Genomic DNA, 21,533 nt, shown 5'->3' with positions numbered 1-21,533 from the left:
GCGCCGAATCGAGGAGACGATACATGCAGGAGAACCCGGCCGCTACCGGCCGCGGCCACATCGCGTGGACGTTGACCATGCTGACCGCTTGCGCGATGCTGGCCTTCGCGGCCAATTCGCTGCTGGCGCGGCTCGCCTTGCGCACCACGCCGATCGATGCCGCCACCTTCACAGCCGTGCGACTTGGCGCCGGCGCGCTCACCTTACTGTGCATCGTCCGGATCCAGGGGGCCGCGCTGGCGTTCACGCCAACCGGCTGGCTGTCGGCTGCGCTGCTGTTCATCTACGCGGCGGCATTTTCGTTTGCCTACCGCGATATCAGCACCGGTGCCGGCGCCCTGATCCTGTTTTCGGCGGCCCAGTTGACGATGATTTCGTATGGCCTGATGAAGGGCGAGCGCGCCAGCGCGTGGGGCATGCTGATCGCCTGCACCGGCATGGCGGTATTCCTCGCACCGTCCGCAGGCATGGACGCGCTGCCGCTGTTTGCCGCCATGCTGATGGCCACGGCAGGCTTTGCATGGGGCGGGTTTTCCCTGCTCGCCAAAAGCGGTGGCGCACCGATCGTCAATACGGCAGCTAGCTTCATCTGCACCGTCCCCTTGGCCGCCGCCCTGCTGCTGGTGCAGGGCGGGCAACTCCGCTTCGACGGGACCGGCGCCATCTGGGCGCTGCTGTCCGGCAGCGTGACGTCGGCGCTTGGTTATGCGATCTGGTATTGGGTGCGGGTGCGCCTGACGGCCATCAGCGCCGGTGCGGTGCAGCTGTCGGTGCCGGTCATCAGCGCGCTGCTGGGTGTGCTGCTGCTGGGCGAAACGCTGACCTTGAAAAGCGCTGTCTCCGCGCTTGCAGTACTGGGCGGGATCGCGTGGGTAACGCTTACGGCGCGGCCTTGAACGCCAGCTGCGCAAACCGCTCACCCATGCAGCGGTGCGCCGCCGCATCCGGGTGCAGGTTGTCCGGCAGCGGCATCGCGTCGGCATCGTCGGCACCGAACAGGGCCAGGCCGTCGAGGTAAAACAGCTGTGGATCGTTGACCGCCCGCTGCGCCACGATGCGCGTCAGCTCGGCGCGGATAACGGTCAAGGTCAGCTTGCCGGCCACGCGCTCGGCCGGCTTGCCGGTGGCCCGAAAGCGCAGCACGCCTTCGCGCAGCGCGCCCACATCGGGCAAGGTCGGGCCGGGCGTGTCTTCGTGAATCGGGCACGCAATCGGCGAGACGATCAGCAGCGGCGTGTGTGGGTGGCCCTCGCGGATGGTGTCGATGAAGCCATGCACCGCCGGTCCCAGCGCGCGCAGGCGCATGACATCCAGGTTGACCAGGTTGATGCCGATCTTGATGCTGATGCGTTCGGCCGGCGTGTCGCGCATGACGCGCGCGACGAACGGGTCGAGCAGGGCGCTGCCGCCGAAGCCGAGATTGACGAGGTGCCAGTCGCGCGCCGCCGCTGCCAGTGCCGGCCAGATGGCGCTCGGGCTGGCCGCGTCGGAACCGTGGCTGATCGAGCTGCCGTGATGCAGCCAGACGGGGCGCGCTGGCGCCGGTTCGATCGGCGCATCGGTGCGCAGCGCCAGCAGTTCGGTGGCCTCGTTAAACGGCAGCCAGAGTTCGACCAGCTTGGGCCGCGCCGGCAAGTCGTGAAAACGCACGCTGCCGGGCAGACCAGGCGTGGTGGCCATCGTGCCGGTGGCCAGGTTGATAATCATGCTATTCCCGCCATCGACCTTGGCCTGTGCCGCCAGTTGGCCATCGATCCGTAGATCGTAGACGCCGTCCGGCCGCGCCGGCATGCCAGCGTACACGCGTTTGGTACGCAGCGTGTCGAGTTCGATGACGGTGGCGGCGCTGGTGAACACCAGCCGCACGCCGGACGGCTGCGCCTCGACCATCATCAGCTGCGGATCGGGGCACTGGGCGCGCGCCCACGCGGGCAGGCGATGCGGCAGCAGGCCGTGGGCGGTGGTTTCAAGTTCGAGCGCACCGCGCAGGATGGTGAAGTCGATGGTGTGCTTGTGCATGGCGTGATGTCGATGAAAGGCGATCGCGCCATCATACCGAACGCCGTCTCAGGGCTGGCGCAGCACGCCGTGATAAAACAGATCGAGCCGCTGATGCATCTTCTCGAGCGTTTGTGCGCGCGTCTCGGCAGGCCGGGCAAACAGGAAGCAGCGCAGCTGGTCGCCCTTGACGCAGATGACCAGGTGTTTGGCCGCCTGTTCGGGCGTGATGCCGTCACGCAGCTGGGCGTGGATATCGGGGCGCGCAAAAAACTCGAGCAGCATATTGTTGGTGCGGCGCGGACCGTGTTCATAAAACGTCTCGGCCAGTTCCGGATTGTCGGCCGCTTCGGCCATCACCACGCGCTGCATGGCGATCACATCCGGGCTGGCCATCAGATCGAGAAAACGCATGGCGAAGCCATTCACGATGTCTTTCAGGGGACGCTGGTCGGCCAGCATTTCGCCGCTGCCAAAAAAACGGTCGCGACGCTGCTCCAGGGCCGCCGACAGCAGGCCCGCCTTGCCGCCGAACTTGACGTAAATGGTGCGCACGGCCACGTGGGCCTGGCGTGCAATCGACTCCAGGCTGACCTTGGCATACCCGTTCTTCAGGAACAGCATGCCGGCCGTGTGCACCAGGTCGTGCATGCGCGACTCGGCATCGGCCGCCTTGGGCCGGCCCGCCGATTTGCTCACAGGAATATCCGCTTGTAAAGATTTGCTCATGGTCCACACTGTACCTCGGAATAAAATGAAATGCAATCGTTTCATTTCTTGACTTGCCTGTTTTTTTATCGAATAATGATTGATACCAATCAATTTGCATCCTCATCATTTCGGAGTCGTCCATGTCCCAGTCCGTCGAACAAAAGAACATCGCTGCCGTTCCAAACAGCGCCCCGGCTGGCGCACCGCCAGCGGCCGGCGCGCCAGCTGGTGCAGGCAAAAGCCCGCCCAACAAGCGCGTGCTGGGCATCGTCGCCGTGCTGGCTCTGGTCGCCCTCGGCGCCGGCGGGCGCATGTGGTACCGCTCGGTCAATTTCGTCGACACCGAGAATGCCTACATTACCGGCCACGTGCACCCGGTCTCGTCGCGCATCGCCGGTGTCGTCACCAAGGTGTATATCCAGGACAACCAGGTGGTCAAAGCCGGCGACGTGATTGCCGAACTCGATCCGGCCGACCAGAACGTGCGCGTCGAGCAGATCCAGGCGCAAATCGCCAGCGCGAAGCAGCAGGTAATCCAGGCCGAAGCGCAGATCATGCAGACCCGCGCCCAGGCCTCGGCCGCAACGGCGCAGGTGGCACAATCGCAGGCGCAGTTGGTGCGCGCCAATCAGGATGCGGCCCGTTTCGGCCAGCTCTATAACAGCACCATGAAAGCCGTCTCGAAAGCCGAAGTCGATGCCGCCAACGCCACCAAAACCGGCGCAGCTGCCGACCTGAATGCCCGCCGCGACAACGTCAAGGCAGCGCAGGCGCAAATCGCCGCAGCCGAATCGGCGCGCGACGTGCTCAAGTCGCAAGTCAAAGTGCTGGAAACCCAGCTGAAAGACGCGTCGCAGCAGCAGGCCTACAACCGCATTCTGGCGCCGGTATCGGGCCGCGTGGGCAAGCGCAGTGTCGAAGTGGGCGTGCGCGTCCAGCCCGGCCAGCAGCTCGCCGCCCTGGTCCAGGATGACGTCTGGGTGGTTGCCAACTTCAAGGAAACCCAGTTGCCGGGCCTGGCGCCAGGCCAGGCCGTGGAGATGAAAGTCGATGCGCTGCCGGACTACAAACTGATTGGCCGCATCGACAGTTTCGCGCCGGCGTCGGGCAACCAGTTCGCGCTGCTGCCGGCCGATAACGCGACCGGTAACTTCACCAAGGTGGTCCAGCGCGTGCCGGTCAAGGTCACGCTCGACCCGAGCGACCAGAAGAAACTGGCCGGCCGCCTGGTACCGGGCATGTCGGTGAACGTGGAAGTGAAATTGCACCAGAAGGACGACCAGCCGGTGCCACCTGCTGCCAAAACCGCGGCCGCCGCACGCTAAGGACTGGCCATGACCAGCATTAGCAAACCGCCCGTTGCGCAGGCCGGCCCGCCGCAGGTCGGCGAGCATATCGACGGCCGCACCTGGATGGCGGTCGCCGCCGGCATGCTCGGCGCCTTCATGGCCGTGCTCGATATCCAGATCACGAATTCGTCGCTGAAGGATATCCTGGGCACGCTGTCGGCCACCCAGGAAGAGGGCTCGTGGATCTCCACCGCCTACCTGTGCGCCGAGATCGTCGTCATCCCGATGACTGCGCTGTTCTCGCGCGCCTTCGGCATCCGCGCCTACATGATCGGCACGACCTCGCTGTTCCTGCTGTTTTCGACCATGTGCGGCGCGGCCTGGAGCCTGCCGAGCATGATCGTGTTCCGCATGCTGCAAGGATTCACCGGCGGCGCCCTGATCCCGATGGCGATGACACTGGTGCTGACCAAGCTGCCACCATCGAAGCGCGCCGCCGGCATGGCCATCTTCGGCCTGACTGCCACGCTGGCGCCGGCCATGGGCCCGACGCTGGGCGGCTACCTGTCCGACCTGTATGGCTGGCCGTCGATCTTCTACATCAACTGGGTGCCGGGCGTGCTGCTCATCGCCGGTATCTGGTACGGCCTGGATCCGGAAAAGAAATCGCTGTCAAGCCTGCTGAACGCCGACTGGCTCGGCATCGGCCTGATGGCGATGGGGCTGGCCAGCCTGACGATTTTCCTGGAAGAGGGCAACTCGAAAGACTGGTTCGATTCGACCTTCATCGTGGTCTTTGCCGGCATGGCCATCGTCGGCATCCTGGGCTGGGTGGCGTTGGCGTTTTCGCGCCCGAACACCTTCGTGGACCTGTCGCTGTACGGCCGCCGCAATTTTCTGGTCGCGACCGTGCTGTCGGCCGCCACCGGCATGGGCCTGTACGGCTCGGCGTTTTTGCTGCCGCTGTACCTGGGCCAGATCGCCAACTACACGCCGATGCAGATCGGTGAAGTGATTGCCTGGGTCGGCCTGCCGCAACTGTTCATCATGCCGTTCGTCGCCAAGCTGTCCTCCAAAGTCGACAACCGCATCCTGTGCTCGTTCGGCCTGCTGCTGTTCGGCGGTTCCTGCATCCTGAATGCGTTCATGGATGCGTCCACCGGCTACGACCAGCTGATGTGGACCCAGGTGCTGCGCGCCTGCGGCCAGCCGTTCGTGATGCTGACGCTGTCGAACTTTGCCATGCAGGGCATGGCGCCAAAGGACATGGGATCGGCCTCGAGCCTGTTCAACATGACCCGCAACCTGGGTGGCTCGGTCGGCATTGCGCTGCTCGCCACCGCCCTGACCAATCGCGAGCACTTTCACTCGGCGCGCCTGGGCGAGTCGATTTCGATGTACTCGGCGGCGACACAGGAGCGTTTGAGCCAGCTGACGTCTTCCTTCATCGGCGGCGGCATGGATCCGGCCACGGCGGCGCAACAGGCCATCGCTGCGATCGACCGCATCGTGCGGCGCGAGTCGTACGTGATGGCCTACAACGATGGCTTCCTCATTATCGGCGTCGTCCTGATCGCCTGCATCGCGGCGATCTGGTTTGCCGACAGCGTCAAGTCCCCTGGCGGCCCCGGCTCCGGTGCGCACTAATTGAAGAATCGAGAAAATATGACTACCAAATTTGTTCAAGCCGTTCCTGTGAAAGCCGCACTGGCGCTTGCCGTGGCCTTTGTCGTCGCCGGTTGCAGCACCGTCGGTCCCGACTTCAAGGCGCCCGCCGCCATGGAGGTGCCGTCGTTCCGCCACATCGACGCGCAAGCAGCGGACAGCGCCCGTTTGCCCGCCGAATGGTGGACCGTCTTTAACGACGCCACCCTGAACACGCTGGAAGCGCGCGCACTACGCGAGAACCCGGGCGTGCGCGCCGCCGCCCAGCGTCTGCTGCAGGCGCAAGCCCAGCTGGGCGTGGTGCGCGCCAATCAGGCGCCCAACCTGTCGCTCGGCACCTCGATCGGCTATTCGCGCAGCTCGGCCGAATCGGCCCAGGGCCAGGCCCTGGGTGGCCGCGCAATCAGCGGCATGGATTACCAGGTCGGCGCACGCCTGTCGTATGAGCTCGACCTGTGGGGCCGCGTGCGCCGCGTGGTGGAAGCGACCGATGCGCAGGCGCTGGCCGCGCAGAATGACCGCGACGGCGTGCTGCTGATGCTGTCTGGCCAGGTGGCGTCGACCTACTGGCAGCTGCGCGGTATGGATGCCGAAATGGCGATTCTGAAAACCGCGCTGGCCACGCGCCTGGAATCGAACCAGCTGGTCGAAGCGCGCTTCAATGCCGGGCTGTCGAACGAACTCGATGTATCGCGCACCCGCATCGAGCGGGCCAATGCCGAAGCCGATCTGCACGACGTCCAGCGCCAGCGCAACAACCTCGAGCACGCGCTGTCGACGCTGGTGGGCGCGACGCCGACCGCGCCCTTGCTCGCATTGACCGACGCTGCACTGCCGCAGCCGCCGGTCATTCCGGTCGGCCTGCCGGCCAGCCTGCTGGCGCAGCGTCCCGACCTGGCCTCGAGTGTGGCCGGTTTGAAGGCGGCGAACGCCCAGATCGGCGTGGCCGAAGGCGCGTTTTATCCATCGCTGTCGCTGACCGGGAATTTGGGCTTCGCGTCGGAAAACCTGCACACGCTGACGCAAGGCAGCGCGCGCCAGTTTTCGGCCGGTCCCTTGTCGCTGTCGCTGCCGATCTTCGACGGTGGGCGCAACAAGGCCAACCTGACGCTGGCGCAGGCGCGCTACGACGAAGCCGTTGCCAACCACGAAACCCGGTTGCTGACCGCGCTGCGCGAAGTGGAAGATGCCTTGTCGGATGTGCAGGAACGCAGCCGCCAGGGTGAAGTGCAGGCGTATGCACAGCAGGCGGCTGCCAGAGCCCTGCTGGTGGCGCAGGCGCGCTTCGATCGCGGCGTGTCAACTTACCTGGATGTGACGGATGCGCAGCGCAGTTCCCTGTCGGCCGACCGGGCGACAGCGCAAATCCGCACCCAGCGTTTGCTCGCTGCGGTGGCAGTCGCGCGCGCGCTGGGCGCGGGCTGGACCGAGCAGGCCCCGCTGGCGACGATAGCGTCGAAGTAAATTCTTGCAGAGCGATTGAACCGCTGTCGTCAGCAGATTTTTTGCGGATGGCAGCGCGCTCCCTTGCGTTCACTTAGCACGAATGAAACGCGCCTGATATCGGTTTTATTCGATTAAATAAAGCACAACAAACGGCTCTCGCATGGCGCATCGACCTTGCAACACATCAATGCCGAGTCGCAAAAATACCACAGTCAACATGCTATAGTCTTTCGAATTGCCATGCAGAATGATTACTTCAAGGCAACTGCGATCCGGCCGCTCTGCCGCTAATCATGAGTGAGACTTGCATGCGTAAATCAACCCAAACGATCGGTACCCGTCTGGCGCTCGGCTTCGGCGTCATCTTTGCGCTGATGATCGTGCTGGCCGGCCTGGCCATCCACCGCGTCGGCAGCATCGACGACACCCTCAGCCTCGTCAACGACGTCAACAACGTCAAACAGCGCCACGCGATCAACTTCCGCGGCAGCGTGCATGATCGCGCGATCGCCGTGCGCGATGTGGTGCTGGCGCCCGACGCCGCCGCCGTCCAGGTGCAGGTTGCCAAAATCAAGACGCTGGACGAGAACTACCAGCGCTCGGCCGGTCCGCTCGATGCCCTGTTTCAGGGCGTCGTCACGGCAGACGAAAAGACGGCCCTGGCCGGTATCAAGGACACCGAGCGCCGCGTCCAGCCATTGATCGCCAAGGTCATCGAATTGCGCAATGCCGACAATCTGCCCGAAGCGTCGCGCATGCTGGCCCAGCAAGCCGGACCGGCGTTCGTGGACTGGCTGGCCTCGGTCAACAAGTTGATCGACCTGGAAGAAAAAATGAGCCAGGAAGCCACTGCCGGCGCGCGCGCGCTGTCCGGCAGTTTCCTGGCGTGGATGGTGGTGCTGTGCGCCATCGCCATCGCGGCCGGCGTGCTCAGCGCCTGGTATATCGGGCGCGGTCTGCTGCGCCAGCTCGGTGGCCAGCCCGATTACGCCGCCGCCATCGTTACCAGCATCGCCGGCGGCGACTTGTCGGTGCCGATCCATACCGCCCCGGGCGACCGCACCAGCCTGCTGTTCGCCATGCAGGGCATGCGTGACAGCCTGGTCGAGATCGTCGCGCAGGTGCGCGCCGGCACCGAGACGATCGCACTGGCCTCGACTGAAATTGCGGCCGGCAACGGTGACCTGTCGGCGCGTACCGAGCGCCAGGCCGGCACGCTGGAAGAAACCGCCTCGGCGATGGAAGAATTGACCGGCACCGTGCGCCAGAATGCGGACAATGCGCGTCAGGCCAATGTGCTGGCCGAGTCGGCCTCGGAAGTAGCCGTGCGCGGCGGCGCCGTGGTGGCGCAAGTGGTCGAGACGATGGCGTCGATCAACGAATCGTCGAAGCGGATCGTCGACATTATCGGCGTGATCGACGGCATTGCGTTCCAGACCAATATTCTCGCCTTGAATGCCGCCGTGGAAGCGGCACGGGCTGGCGAGCAGGGCCGGGGCTTCGCCGTGGTTGCCACCGAAGTGCGCAGCCTGGCGCAACGCTCGGCGTCGGCAGCGAGCGAAATCAAGGCGCTGATCGGCAGCTCGGTCGACCGGGTTGAAGCGGGCGCCCGCCTGGTCGACGAGGCCGGTACCACGATGGAAGAGATTGTTAGCAGCGTGAAGCGGGTGACCGACATCATGGCCGAGATCAGCCACGCCAGCCAGGAGCAAAGCACCGGTATCGAGTCGGTCAACCGCGCTGTTGGCGAAATGGACGAGGCGACCCAGCAGAATGCTGCCCTGGTCGAGCAAGCCACCAGCGCCGCCGCGTCGCTGCAGGACGAGGCGCAGAATCTGGCGACGGTGGTCGGCGTGTTCAAGCTCGACGCGTCCCAGGCCCTGGCGGCAGTGTCCGTGCCGGCCCCACGCGTTGCCGTCAAGCCGGCCGGCACCCGCCTGGCAGTGCCAGCGCCAGTGCCTGTGCGCCCACCGGCAGCGCCCACCAAGGCCCGCGCACCCACCCCGGCGCGCGCCCCGGCCCCGGCCCGCGCCCCGGCCCCGGCCAGCGCGCCCGCAGCCGCAACCGACGAATGGGAAACGTTTTAAGCTGTTGTTGGCTTGTCCATAGCGAAAAATAAGGGCGGTCCGCGCGCTACAGAAGGGTTAAATTATTGCCGATAGGCACTTAACGACCCGGAGACCGCCATGCGCCAGCCTGTTTGCTTCGCCCTGATCTGCTGTTTCAACAGTATTGACGCCTGCGCGGCGGACCTGACCGCGCAGGAAGTGCGCTGGCTGAAAGCGGCAGCGCCCGTGCTGGCTTTTTCGCAAACCCAGCAACTGGTCTTCGACATCACGGTCCAGCCGCAAGCCGGCCCGAACGACGTTGCGCTGGCGATGGGTTTTGCCGACGGCCGCTGCAAGCTGGTGCTCTCCCTGCGCGGCAATCCTGACGCGGAAAAGGTGCTGGCCGACATGCCGCTTGAGCAGCAAGACTTGCTGATCGAAACCATGGCCGCCCACGAGCTCGGCCACTGCTGGCGCTACGCGCAGCATGCCTGGCATGCGTTGCCAGCAGGCTTTGTCGGCAGTGGCGACAGCGCAGCGCGGCGCGAGGAAGCGTACGCCGACCTGGTGGCGCTGGCGTGGGTACAGATGCGTCATCCCGGGCAGTACAGTGCGGTTTATCGCTGGCTGAGCGGCCTGCGCGACAGCAGCTCGCTGTCCGGCGGGAATCACGATACCCGCACCTGGCTGCGCCTGGCCAGCGACCCGCAGCGCCTGGGCGTGCAGGCGCAGCCGTTTGCCGACGTGGCATCCTTGTGGCGTGACGGTGTCAACCTGGACAATCCCGAGAACTAGTGTTTATCAGGCAAGTGTTGGATGGCGCACAGATATTTACACCAGCCTGGCGTCTAATGGGTCATCAAAACAACCGTACAAGGGACTCTTCCATGAAAACGCTTAACGCAACTTTGCTGGCCACATTGCTGGCCACTGCTGTCGGCGGCGCATTCGCCCAGACCGGTGCATCGACGACCACGACCACCACCACGACCGTCCGCTCGCCGCTGGTCACCAGCACCGACACCAAGGATCCAACCCGCTCTGATGCGGTCGACAAGTGCGCGCAAGCGTCCGGCTCGTCGAAAACCGGCTGCCTGGTCGATAGCAAAGGCAACGTCACCACGGTGGGCACGAAAACCGAGAACGCTGCCCATAAAACCAAGGAAGTCGCACAAACGGCGGTCGATAAAACCAAGGCTGTCGCCTCGACCGTTGCGCAAAAAACCGAAAACATGATCGACCGCGCTGGCGACAAAACGCGTGCCGCAACCAGCAGCACGAGCGGCAGCACCGAACGCGCCGCCGATAAAACCGCGGCCGTCGCATCCGACTCCGTGATCACCACCAAGGTCAAGGCCAGCATCTTCGGCGAGCCTGAACTGAAGTCGATGGACATCCACGTGGAAACCGAAAAAGGCGTGGTCATGCTGAGCGGTTTCGTGAATTCGAAAGCCGAAGCCGACAAGGCCGTCACCGCCGCCAAGTCTGTCGAAGGCGTGACGAATGTGAAGAGCGCAATCAAAGTCAAATAAGCAAGACTTCGGCCTCAGCCGGCAAGTCCTGCAACCCCGTGTGCGCATTGCGTCCACGGGGTTTTGTCTATATTGCAAGCAGATTCTCACAAATTTGCAACAGAGAACCTTTAATCCATGGGCGAACCTGGCAGCACGCGTATAATTTTTGCGTGAACAGACTAGAAGCCTTTGGCTACATCGCCGCCCAAGCCACCCGTGGCGAAATCAGCTTGCCGACCAGCGTGAATGCGGTGCTGCGCCTCCAGTTGGCCCTCGATAAATCCGATTGCCACCTGGAGGATGCCATTCGCCTGACGCTGGGCGAGCCGCAGCTGGCCGCGCGCACGGTGGCGCTGGCCAATTCTGCTGCCTTCAACGGCGGCGGCGGCGCGGCCATCACCAATGTGCGCGCTGCGGTCAACCGCATCGGTTACCGCAACCTGCAAACCCTGGTTGCCAGCTTGCTGGTGCGCCAGTTTGGCGCACGCATCACCGACCCGACCCTGCGTGCCAAGGCCGAACAATTATGGCAACACACGGCCCATGTGGCAGCGCTGGCGCAGGTGTTCGCGCGGCGCATGACTGGCGTCAATCCGGACACCGCCGTGTTTGCCGCCATCGTGCATGAAGTGGGTGGATTTTATCTGCTCTCGCGCGCCGACGAATTCCCGGGTCTGCTAGATGCCGATCCGGAAAACTGGGCCACTTTGTGCGAAGAGGTGGTCAGCCGTGAAGTGATCCGCAAGCTGGCCGTGCCGGAAGAAGTGGCCACCGCCATCGCCGGGCTGCGCGCCGGCATGCTGTCCATGTCGCCCACGTCCTTGCTCGACACGCTGCTGCTGGCCAATCAATACGCCCCGGTGCCGTCGCCGCTCGATAACCGCAGCGTCAACACGCCGCGCGACGCCGAGTCGACGACCGACCTGATGTTCGACGAAGGGGTTCTCGCGACGATTCAGGTTGAAGCAGAAGATGCTTACCGCACCATGAGCGCCGCTTTATTGGTTTAACGCGGCGCCAGCACCCCGACTGCGCCGAAGGTGCGATGCTTGCCCAGCATCAGCAGGGCGAACGCCACGCCCGCCAGCGCCAGGCCAGCGCCTACCCACTGCGGTGAGGCGTAGCTGTAACCGAGCGTCAGCGGGATGCCGCCCAAAAATGCCCCCAGCGCATTGCCGATATTGAAACCGGACTGGCCCAGCGACGAGCCGAGCATTTCGGCGTCGCGTGAATGGTCCATCAGCAGCATCTGGATCGACGGCCCCAGCGCCAGCGCATTGGCGCCGGTGGCAAAGGCGAGGAACAGGATCGCCGGCTTCGAATGCGCCAGCAGGCCGTTCAACACCAGCAGCACTGCCATGATGGCCAGCAGGATCACGACCGATTTAATCGGCGCGACCTTGTCGGCCAGCTTGCCGCCAAGGATCACGCCGACCGTCATGCCGACCCCGACCAGGGTCATGATCAGCGGTATCGTACCCGGCTGGAAATGCGCCATGTCGGTAAGCAGCGGCGCGATGTAGCTGAACGAGGCGAAGAAGCCGCCGGTGCCGATCGAGGTGATCAACATCGCCAGCCACAGGCCGGGCCGCTTGAAGATTTTCAGGTCATGGCGAAAGCCGGGACTGGGACTGGCGTCGATGTGCGGCACCCAGCGCTTGAGCAGCAGCACCGTCGCGATGCCGATTGCCGCCACCACCAGGAACACCAGGCGCCAGCTGGCGTTGTGGCCCAGCCAGGTACCGAAGGGCACGCCGACCACATTGGCCAGCGTCAAGCCGGTGAACATGCTGGCCACCGCGGCGGCCACCTTGCCCTTGTCGGCCAGCCGGCTGGCGACCACGGCGCCGACGCCGAAGAAGGCGCCGTGCGGCAAGCCCGCCAGGAAGCGGCCCACCAGCAGGACGTGAAAATTCGGTGCCAGCGCCGACAGCGCATTGGTCAGCGTGAACAGCATCATGAGCCAGATCAGCACGGTTTTCGGGGCCTGGCGCGCCATCAGTGCGACCAGCGTCGGTGCCCCGACCACCACACCCATCGCATAGGCGGCAATCAGGTAACCCGCTTGGGGGATGGTGATGGCGAGGTCGGTAGCGATATCGGGCAGGATGCCCATCATGACAAATTCGGTCATGCCAATACCAAAACCGCCAAGGGCCAGGGGCGCGAGGCTTTTTTTCATGTGCGGGGGAGGGAATGGGGTAGGGGATTGAGGAGGTGAACTTCAATCCGCTATTTTAGCGTGCGGCTCAGCAATCTGCTGCGCCCGTGCTCGTTTTCATTATGGCGCGCTTGCGCCCGTTGCCTGGTTGATATCGGCGACGATCTGCCCCAGCGACGATTCGGCGTAGCCGCGATACACGCGGATGATCTTGCCGTCCTTGCCGATGATAACCATGTGCGGGATGCCTTTCACGCCATAGGCGGACTGGGCGATGTGGTCCGGGTCGTACGCCATCCGGATGTTGATGACCTTGCTCAGCGCGCGCGTCGCGCCACGGAAGACGTCGCGCTCTTCGATATTGAGCGCAATGACTTCGATGCGGTCTTTTGCGCCGGAATTCTGGATGGCATTCAAGACCGGCAACTCCTTCAGGCAGTACGTACACCAGGTCGCCCAGAATGACAGTACCACCGCTTTGCCGGCGTAATCGGACACCTTGGCCGCTGTGCCGTCGATCAGCTTGCCGACGTACTTGGGCGGCACGTCGCCTTCGGCCGGAGCGGCGTGGGCGGTCAGCGAGATCAGCAGCAGGGCGGCAAATAAGCCACGCAAGGAGAGCGGCATGGTCAGCGTTCTTTCAGGAAAGTTAGTCAGTCAAGTGTAGCGGTGATTGTCAGAAATATCATTTTCCCAGCCGCTTGCGCAGCACTCCCCAAAAGCGTAGAAGAATTTAAATCAATACCTTACTCAACAGACACACGCAAATGGACAAGTCGGGATTCGCTCTCAAGCCGCCTGCTGATCCCCAGGACTTGGCTTACTGATGTCTTGAACCACCTGCCCGTTCTGCAGCACAATCACACGCTCTGCCATTTGGATCGTTTCCGGACGGTGTGCAACGATGATGCGAGTGAGCGCAATTGTCTGGATGGCCTGGTTGACGGCCTGTTCATTCCACACATCCAGATGGCTGGTCGCTTCGTCCAGGACCAGGATTTTCGGGTTTTTGTACAGCGCGCGTGCGAGCAGAATGCGCTGTTTCTGGCCACCCGACAGGCCCGTACCGATATCACCAATGAGCGTGTTGAAGGCCATCGGCATGGCCGCAATGTCGGGCGCTATCGCGGCCAGTCCCGCGCATTCGTAGACGCGCTGCATGTCGACGATAGGATCAAAGAAACTGATGTTGTCCGAGATCGAACCGGCAAACAGGGTATCGTCCTGCATCACTGTGCCCAGCATATGGCGGTAGTTCGACAGCCCAAGAGAACCCAATGGCACGCCGCCGACGCGAATTTCGCCGCTCGTTGGCGTGAGCAGTCCGAGCAATAATTTCATCAGTGTCGTTTTGCCGCAGCCTGATGGCCCAGTGATCGCAGTGCATTGCCCAGCGGGGATGCTAAGGTTGAGTACGCGGATGACTTCGGGCTCGCCGTCTGAATAGCGGAAACTCAGGTTATTAATCTCGATCGAAGGCGTGATATGGCTCGCGTCGACTTCAGCTGCATCATCATCCCGCTCCGCTTCAGCCAGCACAATGTCCGCCAGCCGCTCGCCATGCAGGCGCATCATCCGCAATTCAAACAGCTTGTCGATCAGACTGGCCATACGCTGACTGAACTGGTCCTTGTAGCTGATGAAGGCAAACACCATCCCCACCGAGAAGTTGTTGTTGAGTACAGCGAGCGCCGCAAGCCAGATTACAATCACACGCTCTCCGCTGAACAGCAAGGTATTGGCGGTCTGGTACGAGACTGAGAGTTTGGCGATACGTAATTGGGCATTGAATTCGTCGGTTAACGAGTTCATCCAGCCTGAACGACGCTCTTCGCTGCGGCCGAACAGGCGAATGCTCTGCATGCCACGCACGGTCTCCATGAAGTGGCTCTGCTGTTTTGCGGCGTGAATGATCTCCTCGGAGTTCGCGTCTCGTAGTGGACTGAACATTGCCCATCGCAGCAGCGCATACAGCAGCACGGCAACGCAGGCGACCGCTGCGAGTGTGGTGCTATACAGAAGCATCATGAACAGGGTGCCCAACACCAGGATGCCGTCGATAACCCCTTCGACGAACTGGGTTGTCAGACAGGTCTGGATCCGCTGGATTGAGCTAAAGCGCGAGACGATGTCACCGGTATGGCGCTTTTCAAAGTAAGGCAGCGGCAGCTTGAGCAGATGGACAAAAGCATTGCCTAACCATTGCAGGTTCAGGCTGGTGGACAGGACGGTGGTTACCCAAGAGCGGACGGCGCCGATTGCAGTCTGGAGCAGTACCAGCAGCAAGAAGCCACAGCCGAGCACCGAAATCAGGTCACGGTCGGACGCCAATATGGCTTCGTCCACGATCCACTGCATGTAGAAGGGGGCGACCAGAGCGCAGACTTGCAGGGCCAATCCGAGCGCTAGCAGCTGTACCAGTCCGCCACGCAGGCCGCCCACATGCCCCATCAGCGAGAACAGAGAGAAATTCTGGCGTTCTTCCTTGGGCTTGAACTGCGCGGTTGGTGTTATCTCAAGCGCAATGCCTGTGAAATGATTCGCGAAATCCTCCAGCGCGACGCTTCTTTCGCCGATAGCCGGATCGTGCACGACAGCATACTTGGACGAAACGGACTTAAGCACGACAAAGTGGTTCAAGTCCCAGTGCAGGATGCAGGGGAGCTTTAGTTCGGGCAAATGTTGGAGTTCCAACTTGAGCGGACGTGTCTGCAATAACAGACCACTCGCCATCGCCATCAGGCCCTTCAAATTCACTCCCTTCATCGACACCGAGAAGCGGCGACGCATGCTCGGAATATCGATTCGGTGGCCCCAATAACTGGCGATCATCGCCATGCATGCCAAGCCGCATTCAGTTCCTTCGGTCTGTAGCAGGACGGGCAGCCGCCGGCTGTTCCAGAAAGCTAACTCGGCAAGAATAGGAAATTGCATCATTCACCTTCGATCAGGGAGAAGCCGGCTGCATAAGCTCAGCCACTGCTGGCACGAGAATCGGAAACGGACAGTACCTGCTTACAAGCGGCCGGAAATACTAAAGAGCGGTTCGAGTACCCATTCGTAGAGCTTGCGGCGCTCAAGCATGACGCTGGCATCGACGAGCATGCCGGAGCGTAGCGGCCTGGCTGCGCCGTATGCCTGGACGGTCTGCTGATCTAGCTCGAGCCTGATTCGGTAGACCGGCTCCGACTGTGCCGCGCCCGGCATCGCCGCCGCTGAGGTAGGCAGTTCCTCGGGGCGCACCGAGGTAGTGACCACCTCGCGCACGCGCGCGGGGTGCTGGCCGAACTTCTGGTAAGGGAAAGCCTGATATCGCAACAGGGCTGTCATGCCGGGCTTGATGAAGCCGACCGCACGGGATGGAACATACATTTCCGCTTCCAGCTTGCTTCCTTCCGGCAGAATTGATGCCAAAGAAGTCGCAGCGCCGACGGTCTGGCCGAGGTTTGCCGCAATCGCCGTGATCGTGCCGGTTTGATGTGCGCGAATCGGAACTTCGCGCCGTGCATCATTCTCGGTAAGGTCCTGTTCAAGCGTAGATGCACTGCGGCGCAAAGCGTTTTCGTCGCGCAGCGCCTGGAGCGCGATGTCCTTCTCCTCCGCTTGGGTACTTGCCGAGTCGCGCCGAATTGTGGATTGAATACGCTCAATTTCTAACAGGCGCTGGCGCTGATCCAGCAGCTCAGCTTCCCGTTCCTGAAACTGCGCTGCCGAAATGAAATTTGTAGCCTTTAACTGGGCGAAGCGTGCAACGTTCTGCTCGGACAGAATAATGCGCTGTTTTTGGATGAAGGCCTGGTTGTCGAGGCGTTTGATTTCACTCTCTAGATCAAGCGTGCGCTGCTGCAGAGCCGTGCGCCGAGACCGCGATTGCGTTTTGGCCTGCAGTAGTTCGGTATCAAAACTGGCGCGGCGCTTTGCGATCAATTCGGAAATGAGGGCCTCGGTAGAGCGTGGATCGGAAGTGCTGCGCTCACTGGAAACGACGAACAGAATATCTCCTTCGCGCACAAACTGCCCGTCCTGGACGCGCACCTTGTTAATGACGCCAACTTGGCTGGAAAATACGCGCGTTACACCTGCGGTTGGTACGAGCATCCCTTGGATCGGGACTTTGCGAGTTGTCTGAAAAATGGCGAAAAAGGCAATTATCAGTAATGCCAGCGTCACGAATATGCACGTGAGGATTAGATGGCTGGTGTGACGGGTTAGGATGACGCTGCCGTACTGACGAACCGTTACATTCTCGATGGCCTGTTGGCGGAACAAGGACTTATGTGCGAGATCCAATGACTGCTTAGGCGATGTTGCTTTCATATTCGCGGTCCCAAGTAATAACGTTATCGAGCGACGTGATTCCTCTCAACTCTAGCCCTCAAGAATCCATCCGCCAAATTATTGTACGCAGGAAAGGGGGTTTGAAATGCGTTGGCAGCACTAAGAACTGTTGACACATCTCAACAGTCAATGCGGTAATCCCCCTCTGAATGAAAGGGACTTCCCCGTTACTGGACCTACGGTGAAGCAACGTTTGTAAGCCGACGTGTTCTAAACGAATTTGGCGAATTGCTGTGGTCAAGTAATTTCGGACACAACGATAGGTTCGCGTGCTGCCATTTTCCGTTCATAGACGGCGGGCGGCAGATTGCCCAATGCTGAATTGATTCGCTTACAGTTGTAGAAGCCGACGATGTAGTCGGTGATGTCGGCCTTGGCCTCTGCATGGTTGGCATACTGACGTTGCCAGACACGCTCCATTTTTAGGTTCAGGAAAAATCGTTCCGCGACGGCGTTATCCCAGCAGTTCCCTTTCCTGCTCATGCTGCAGACGAAGCCATGCTTCTTCAAAAGATCCTGGTAAAGCTCACTGGCATATTGGCTGCCTCGGTCGGAATGGACGAGCAGTCCCGCCGCCGGCTTCCTCTGTTGAATCGCCATGTTCAACGCGTCGCAGACGAGCTTGGCGGGCATGCTTGGCACCATGGCCCAGCCGACCACCTTGCGCGCGTACAGATCGAGCACAGTGGCCAGGTACAGCCATCCGGCGCCCGTACGAATGTACGTAATATCGCTGACGTAAGCCATATCCGGCGTCGGTGGATTGAACTGTCGGTTGAGAACATTTTCTGCAATCGGCAAGTCGTGCTTGCTGTCAGTCGTATGAATGAATTTACGTTTTCAGACAGGCTTCAACGCTGCTTTGCGCATCAAGCTGCGCACCTTGAAACGCCCCATCTGGAAGCCTTCATTGGCCATAGCAGTGACCAGTCGACGGCTGCCGTAGCTTTGATGGCTCGCCATGAATGCCGCCTTTAGGTACAGGCTTTCTTTGCAGATGACCGGCTCGGCAACACGTCGCTTTGCTTCGTAGAAAGCCGATCGGCTCACTTCCAGAACACGGCAGCTTTGCTGGACCGGGATGGCCTCCTTTTGCAGCGCTTCAATGACCTGATGGGTCACTTCATTTCGCGGGCAAAGAAGGCCGACGCTTTTTTTAATATTGTCACGTCCTGGCGAAGTTGCTGATTCTCCTGTTCCAGCTGGCGGATCCTCTGCTGCTCGGCAGTCAACGGCTTACCGATACCTGGCTGGCCACTCTGCTCGGCGCCCTCCCTGCGCCAACCACCTCCGGATCGCGGTCTGACCAATGTCCATGCTTTCGCTGACGTTCCGAATACTTTGGCCTTGCTCTGTGATCATCCGAACCACTTCCAGCTTCAGGCTCGGATCGAATGTTTTGCGTTTTCTTGTTGCCATGTGTTGCTCCTCAGGTGGTACATTTTCCACCTATTGAGGTGTCCGGACAAATTAGACCACAGCAGGCTTCCCAATAATTCAAGATGTTTTTAACGATTTCTGGGGACGTTTTCTCGAGTTCTCTGCCATGACGGATAAAGTGGACCCATCCGTCAAGACAGTTTTTGCCTGAGTTTAAGCTAGTGTCCTGAACCTGCACGCAGCGGATCGGCGCTGCCCCGTCTTCCTTAATTTCATCCATCTGTCAGCGTGGCAGTCATCGCACTTTGCTGCCGGCCGGGCGGGGTTTGGGGCGGAGCCCCATGCTCCCCAGCGCTGCGTGCACCAAGCCCTGGCACTGGCTCAGGCGAACTCGGATCGGGCACGCTGCCGTATTTGTCGACGATCATGGCGCCGCCGCCTTTGCCACTCTCGTACACAACATTCGGCGTCCGGTAGTCCAATCGCTGGTGCGGTCGTTCGCCGTTGTAGAAGGCGAAGTATCGCGTCAGCCCGGCATGCAGCTCGCCCATCGTGGCATACCCGTTCAGGTACACGTCCTCGTACTTGACGTTGCGCCACAGGCGCTCCACGAAGATGTTGTCCAACGCTCGGCCCCGCCCGTCCATGCTGATGTCAACGCCTTCTCGTTTTAGCACCCCCGTGAACGCCATGCTGGTGAACTGGCTGCCCTGGTCGGTGTTAAAGATTTCGGGCTTGCCGTGATCGATCAACGCCTCCTCCAGACAGTCCACGCAAAACGATGCGTCCATGCTGTTGCTGATACGCCAGGTCAGCACGCGTCGCGAATACCAGTCGATGATCGCAACCAGGTACGCAAAACCGCGCGCCAATCTGATGTACGTGATGTCCGTGCTCCAGACGTGGTTTGGTCTCACGATGGCCACGCCACGCAGCAGATACGGATAGACCTTGTGGCCTGGATGCTGCACCGGAGTGCCCGGCCCCGGCGCCATTCCGGCCAGCCCCAGAATGCGCATCAGTCGCTGTACGTGCTTGCGATTTACCAGCCATCCTTGCCGCTTCAGAATCACCACCATCCGTCTGCTGCCGTAGAACGGGTGCCGAGTGAATTCTTCGTCGATCAGCGCACACAGAACCAGATCATCATCGTCAGGAATTGCCACTACACGTGGCCGATAAACGGTCGCCCTCGATACGCCTGCCAGCTCGCACTGGCGCACCAGCGATAGCTGGCCGACTGCCTCGATCCAACCCAGTCGCACGGCGCCGCTTACAGGCCTGACTTTTTTTTAAGCCAGTCCAATTCCATCTTGAGGCGCCCGATTTCACCGTAGAGTCGGTCCTCGCCCTCATGCTCCGCTTCGGCCTTCGGGCCACGCTTCCCTTCGAACAAGGTCCCAGCACGGGAAGTTATTTCCTTCTTCCACTGCGCCACCATCGCCGGATGAACGCCATGCTGCTGAGCGATCTCATTGACCGTCTTGACCCCGCGTACCGCCTCAAGGCCGACCTTCCCCTTGAACTCCGCGCTATGCACTTTCCGCTTCTTTATTTCCGCCATTCGCCGCTATCCTCCCGTGAGGAACATAGCTTAAACCGCTGTCTCAAACTGTGGGTCCACTATAAACTGCTGGGATAACGCCGTCGCGGAACGATTTTTCCTGAACCTAAAAATGGAGCGTGTCTGGCAACGTCAGTATGCCAACCATGCAGAGGCCAAGTCCGACATCACCGACTACATCGTCGGCTTCTACAACTGTAAGCGAATCAATTCAGCATTGGGCAATCTGCCGCCCGCCGTCTATGAACGGAAAATGGCAGCACGCGAACCTATCGTTGTGTCCGAAATTACTTGACCACAGCAGCCCTAATAGTGGCGGTTGACGAATACGTACAACGCGCTGCCGAATGGATCGAGTCGCAACTCCTGCTCAACGAGCACCGACAGCCCGCCGATCGACTTGCGGAAATCGACCGGCTCGCGGCACAGGAACACCTGGTCGATGCGGCAACCCGGGTGCATCAGCGCGCTCCCGCGTGGGCCTGATCGAGAGCCAGCAACCAGCCCGGCGACGGCAGTGCCGCCAGCTCCAGGCGCAGGCCCGAGCACAGCACCAGTGTGCATGGGCCCGTTGCTGTACTTGCTGCCACATCCAGCACGCGCAAGGCGACGAACTTGCCCGCCGCCCCAACGCCGCCGCCGGCGCTGTCTGCGGCTGCCAGTTGCACCTTGCGCCGCCAGTAATACAACGATGCCAGCGCCAGCCCGTGCTGGCGCGCGTACTCGCTCGCCGCGCCGCCGTCGCGGCGCAAGGCCTCAACGTGTGACATCCAGAATTCAGTGTCGCCTTCCATGCTTGCTCCCATTCAAATTGAAACGGCAAGCATGCGGAAAGTGGAATCGAGCGGCAAGGCTGTGGTTCATGGATCGCTTACCTTCAATGGCCGCATCAGCGAGATCGTTGGACAGACCCGTTTTGGTTCCGCTGCCGAGCTAGAATCGACGCTGCGCAACTATCTAAAAATCTACAACAACAGCATCCCACAGCGCGCCCTCAAACACCAGACGCCGATCCAGGCACTGAAAAACTGGCACGATAAAAAGCCGGAATTATTCGTTAAACGCGTCTATAACCAAGCGGGTCTTGACACTTAGTCAAACGCGACAGGTGCCGAAATTCTTCAGCCTGGGCACATTTCGGTCGTCGAGCACCCAAACATCACAGCGGGTCGTTCACCACTGTGCGAAGCGTGACAAACCGTGCACACTCACAACTATTTCGGAAAAATAATTAGTCGCCCAAGACAAGTGCTACGGCATTATGTGCGGCATGAACAAATATCGTAACAAGAATTGCGTAGTAGTGGGATTTTCGCTGGCAAACCAAATAGCAAGTGCCTAGGGAAACGCTGATTAATTAAGGCGCTCCCGTTCCCGCCGGTGCCGCAACCTGAGACAATAACGGTACGTTCCCTGCCT

19 protein-coding genes and 3 pseudogenes are annotated in these 21,533 nt (G+C 61.3%); 10 read left to right on the top strand and 12 right to left on the bottom strand.

Translation table 11 applies throughout. From position 1 onward, the window contains the following. Positions 1-23 precede the first annotated feature (23 nt). Entirely contained in the window at positions 24-896 is an 873-nt protein-coding gene (locus tag V6M87_RS25800; protein ID WP_332879542.1) for a DMT family transporter, read from the top strand. On the opposite strand, the gene V6M87_RS25795 is transcribed toward V6M87_RS25800, so the two are convergent. Both V6M87_RS25795 and V6M87_RS25790 read right to left on the bottom strand, forming a co-directional pair. Then, on the bottom strand, positions 880-2,019 hold the full coding sequence (locus V6M87_RS25795) for an SGNH/GDSL hydrolase family protein (RefSeq protein WP_332879541.1): 1,140 nt from the start codon (positions 2,017-2,019) through the stop codon (positions 880-882). The genes V6M87_RS25800 and V6M87_RS25795 overlap by 17 nt on opposite strands. Positions 2,020-2,067: 48 nt before the next feature. After that, positions 2,068-2,697 carry a TetR/AcrR family transcriptional regulator gene (locus tag V6M87_RS25790; protein WP_332879540.1) on the bottom strand — a complete coding sequence of 210 codons (630 nt, stop codon included), beginning with the start codon at positions 2,695-2,697 and terminating at the stop codon, positions 2,068-2,070. A 152-nt stretch (positions 2,698-2,849) separates the two neighbouring features. On the opposite strand from V6M87_RS25790, the gene V6M87_RS25785 reads away from it, so the two are divergent. The 7 genes from V6M87_RS25785 to V6M87_RS25755 all read left to right on the top strand — a co-directional run bounded on the left by V6M87_RS25785 (position 2,850) and on the right by V6M87_RS25755 (position 11,681). Next, positions 2,850-4,034 (top strand): HlyD family secretion protein, encoded by a 1,185-nt coding sequence (locus V6M87_RS25785; RefSeq protein ID WP_332879539.1) that lies wholly within the window; start codon positions 2,850-2,852, stop codon positions 4,032-4,034. A 9-nt stretch (positions 4,035-4,043) separates the two neighbouring features. Next, complete coding sequence (locus V6M87_RS25780) at positions 4,044-5,645, top strand: DHA2 family efflux MFS transporter permease subunit (RefSeq protein WP_332879538.1); 1,602 nt, start codon at positions 4,044-4,046, stop codon at positions 5,643-5,645. Between the two features lie 18 nt (positions 5,646-5,663). Beyond that, the gene (locus tag V6M87_RS25775; RefSeq protein WP_332879537.1) at positions 5,664-7,127 is read left to right on the top strand and encodes an efflux transporter outer membrane subunit; all 1,464 of its coding nucleotides are present in this window, start codon (positions 5,664-5,666) and stop codon (positions 7,125-7,127) included. 290 nt (positions 7,128-7,417) lie between these two features. After that, positions 7,418-9,196, top strand: coding sequence for a methyl-accepting chemotaxis protein (locus V6M87_RS25770; RefSeq protein WP_332879536.1), 1,779 nt, complete (start codon positions 7,418-7,420; stop codon positions 9,194-9,196). Between the two features lie 99 nt (positions 9,197-9,295). Continuing rightward, a complete protein-coding gene (locus V6M87_RS25765) occupies positions 9,296-9,952 on the top strand; it encodes a hypothetical protein (RefSeq protein ID WP_332879535.1) in 657 nt (218 codons plus the stop codon). A gap of 92 nt (positions 9,953-10,044) precedes the next feature. Then, the gene (locus V6M87_RS25760; RefSeq protein WP_332879534.1) at positions 10,045-10,689 is read left to right on the top strand and encodes a BON domain-containing protein; all 645 of its coding nucleotides are present in this window, start codon (positions 10,045-10,047) and stop codon (positions 10,687-10,689) included. Between the two features lie 152 nt (positions 10,690-10,841). Then, the gene (locus tag V6M87_RS25755; RefSeq protein WP_332879533.1) at positions 10,842-11,681 is read left to right on the top strand and encodes an HDOD domain-containing protein; all 840 of its coding nucleotides are present in this window, start codon (positions 10,842-10,844) and stop codon (positions 11,679-11,681) included. Here V6M87_RS25755 and V6M87_RS25750 read toward each other — a convergent pair. The 8 genes and pseudogenes from V6M87_RS25750 to V6M87_RS25725 all read right to left on the bottom strand — a co-directional run. Beyond that, a complete protein-coding gene (locus tag V6M87_RS25750) occupies positions 11,678-12,853 on the bottom strand; it encodes an MFS transporter (protein WP_332879532.1) in 1,176 nt (391 codons plus the stop codon). The genes V6M87_RS25755 and V6M87_RS25750 overlap by 4 nt on opposite strands. Before the next feature lie 99 nt (positions 12,854-12,952). Beyond that, on the bottom strand, positions 12,953-13,459 hold the full coding sequence (locus V6M87_RS25745; RefSeq protein WP_332879531.1) for a TlpA disulfide reductase family protein: 507 nt from the start codon (positions 13,457-13,459) through the stop codon (positions 12,953-12,955). Positions 13,460-13,621: 162 nt separating this feature from the next. Beyond that, complete coding sequence (locus tag V6M87_RS25740; RefSeq protein WP_332879530.1) at positions 13,622-15,769, bottom strand: peptidase domain-containing ABC transporter; 2,148 nt, start codon at positions 15,767-15,769, stop codon at positions 13,622-13,624. Between the two features lie 78 nt (positions 15,770-15,847). Beyond that, positions 15,848-17,149, bottom strand: a complete 1,302-nt coding sequence (locus tag V6M87_RS25735; protein WP_332879529.1) for an HlyD family secretion protein — start codon at positions 17,147-17,149, stop codon at positions 15,848-15,850. 258 nt (positions 17,150-17,407) lie between these two features. After that, positions 17,408-17,998, bottom strand: coding sequence for an IS3 family transposase (locus V6M87_RS27310; protein WP_442920642.1), 591 nt, complete (start codon positions 17,996-17,998; stop codon positions 17,408-17,410). 12 nt (positions 17,999-18,010) lie between these two features. Beyond that, positions 18,011-18,292: an IS3 family transposase gene (locus V6M87_RS27305; protein WP_442920641.1), complete on the bottom strand. Its 282-nt coding sequence runs from the start codon at positions 18,290-18,292 to the stop codon at positions 18,011-18,013. A 114-nt stretch (positions 18,293-18,406) separates the two neighbouring features. Continuing rightward, positions 18,407-18,589 carry a transposase gene (locus V6M87_RS27300; protein ID WP_442920640.1) on the bottom strand — a complete coding sequence of 61 codons (183 nt, stop codon included), beginning with the start codon at positions 18,587-18,589 and terminating at the stop codon, positions 18,407-18,409. Between the two features lie 368 nt (positions 18,590-18,957). After that, positions 18,958-20,114, bottom strand: a pseudogene (locus V6M87_RS25725) (IS3 family transposase); the annotation flags it as partial. Between the two features lie 64 nt (positions 20,115-20,178). Between V6M87_RS25725 and V6M87_RS25720 the strand changes: the two are divergent. After that, a pseudogene (locus V6M87_RS25720) lies at positions 20,179-20,409 on the top strand (IS3 family transposase); the annotation flags it as partial. 11 nt (positions 20,410-20,420) lie between these two features. Here the strand turns inward: V6M87_RS25720 and tnpB are convergent. Both tnpB and tnpA read right to left on the bottom strand, forming a co-directional pair. Further along, entirely contained in the window at positions 20,421-20,576 is a 156-nt protein-coding gene (gene tnpB / locus V6M87_RS25715; protein ID WP_332879528.1) for an IS66 family insertion sequence element accessory protein TnpB, read from the bottom strand. Then, on the bottom strand, positions 20,576-20,908 hold the full coding sequence (tnpA, locus tag V6M87_RS25710; protein ID WP_332879527.1) for an IS66 family insertion sequence element accessory protein TnpA: 333 nt from the start codon (positions 20,906-20,908) through the stop codon (positions 20,576-20,578). The genes tnpB and tnpA overlap by 1 nt, the downstream gene beginning before the upstream one ends. A gap of 82 nt (positions 20,909-20,990) precedes the next feature. Between tnpA and V6M87_RS25705 the strand changes: the two are divergent. Further along, positions 20,991-21,209, top strand: a pseudogene (locus V6M87_RS25705) (IS3 family transposase); the annotation flags it as partial. Between the last annotated feature and the right edge of the window lie 324 nt (positions 21,210-21,533).

Origin of the sequence: Massilia sp. S19_KUP03_FR1 (assembly GCF_036688685.1) — a bacterium.
GTDB lineage: Bacteria > Pseudomonadota > Gammaproteobacteria > Burkholderiales > Burkholderiaceae_D > JALYUM01.
The sequence above is the reverse complement of the archived record's forward strand: the minus strand, read 5'-3'. Positions and strand labels throughout refer to the sequence as shown.

Coding starts and splice junctions, on each gene's coding strand:
- V6M87_RS25800 (WP_332879542.1), top strand. CDS start 24: ATGCAGGAGAACCCGGCCGCTACCGGCCGCGGCCACATCGCGTGGACG.
- V6M87_RS25795 (WP_332879541.1), bottom strand. CDS start 2,019: ATGCACAAGCACACCATCGACTTCACCATCCTGCGCGGTGCGCTCGAA.
- V6M87_RS25785 (WP_332879539.1), top strand. CDS start 2,850: ATGTCCCAGTCCGTCGAACAAAAGAACATCGCTGCCGTTCCAAACAGC.
- V6M87_RS25780 (WP_332879538.1), top strand. CDS start 4,044: ATGACCAGCATTAGCAAACCGCCCGTTGCGCAGGCCGGCCCGCCGCAG.
- V6M87_RS25775 (WP_332879537.1), top strand. CDS start 5,664: ATGACTACCAAATTTGTTCAAGCCGTTCCTGTGAAAGCCGCACTGGCG.
- V6M87_RS25770 (WP_332879536.1), top strand. CDS start 7,418: ATGCGTAAATCAACCCAAACGATCGGTACCCGTCTGGCGCTCGGCTTC.
- V6M87_RS25765 (WP_332879535.1), top strand. CDS start 9,296: ATGCGCCAGCCTGTTTGCTTCGCCCTGATCTGCTGTTTCAACAGTATT.
- V6M87_RS25760 (WP_332879534.1), top strand. CDS start 10,045: ATGAAAACGCTTAACGCAACTTTGCTGGCCACATTGCTGGCCACTGCT.
- V6M87_RS25750 (WP_332879532.1), bottom strand. CDS start 12,853: ATGAAAAAAAGCCTCGCGCCCCTGGCCCTTGGCGGTTTTGGTATTGGC.
- V6M87_RS25745 (WP_332879531.1), bottom strand. CDS start 13,459: ATGCCGCTCTCCTTGCGTGGCTTATTTGCCGCCCTGCTGCTGATCTCG.
- V6M87_RS25740 (WP_332879530.1), bottom strand. CDS start 15,769: ATGATGCAATTTCCTATTCTTGCCGAGTTAGCTTTCTGGAACAGCCGG.
- V6M87_RS25735 (WP_332879529.1), bottom strand. CDS start 17,149: ATGAAAGCAACATCGCCTAAGCAGTCATTGGATCTCGCACATAAGTCC.
- V6M87_RS27300 (WP_442920640.1), bottom strand. CDS start 18,589: ATGGCAACAAGAAAACGCAAAACATTCGATCCGAGCCTGAAGCTGGAA.
- tnpB (WP_332879528.1), bottom strand. CDS start 20,576: ATGCACCCGGGTTGCCGCATCGACCAGGTGTTCCTGTGCCGCGAGCCG.
- tnpA (WP_332879527.1), bottom strand. CDS start 20,908: ATGGAAGGCGACACTGAATTCTGGATGTCACACGTTGAGGCCTTGCGC.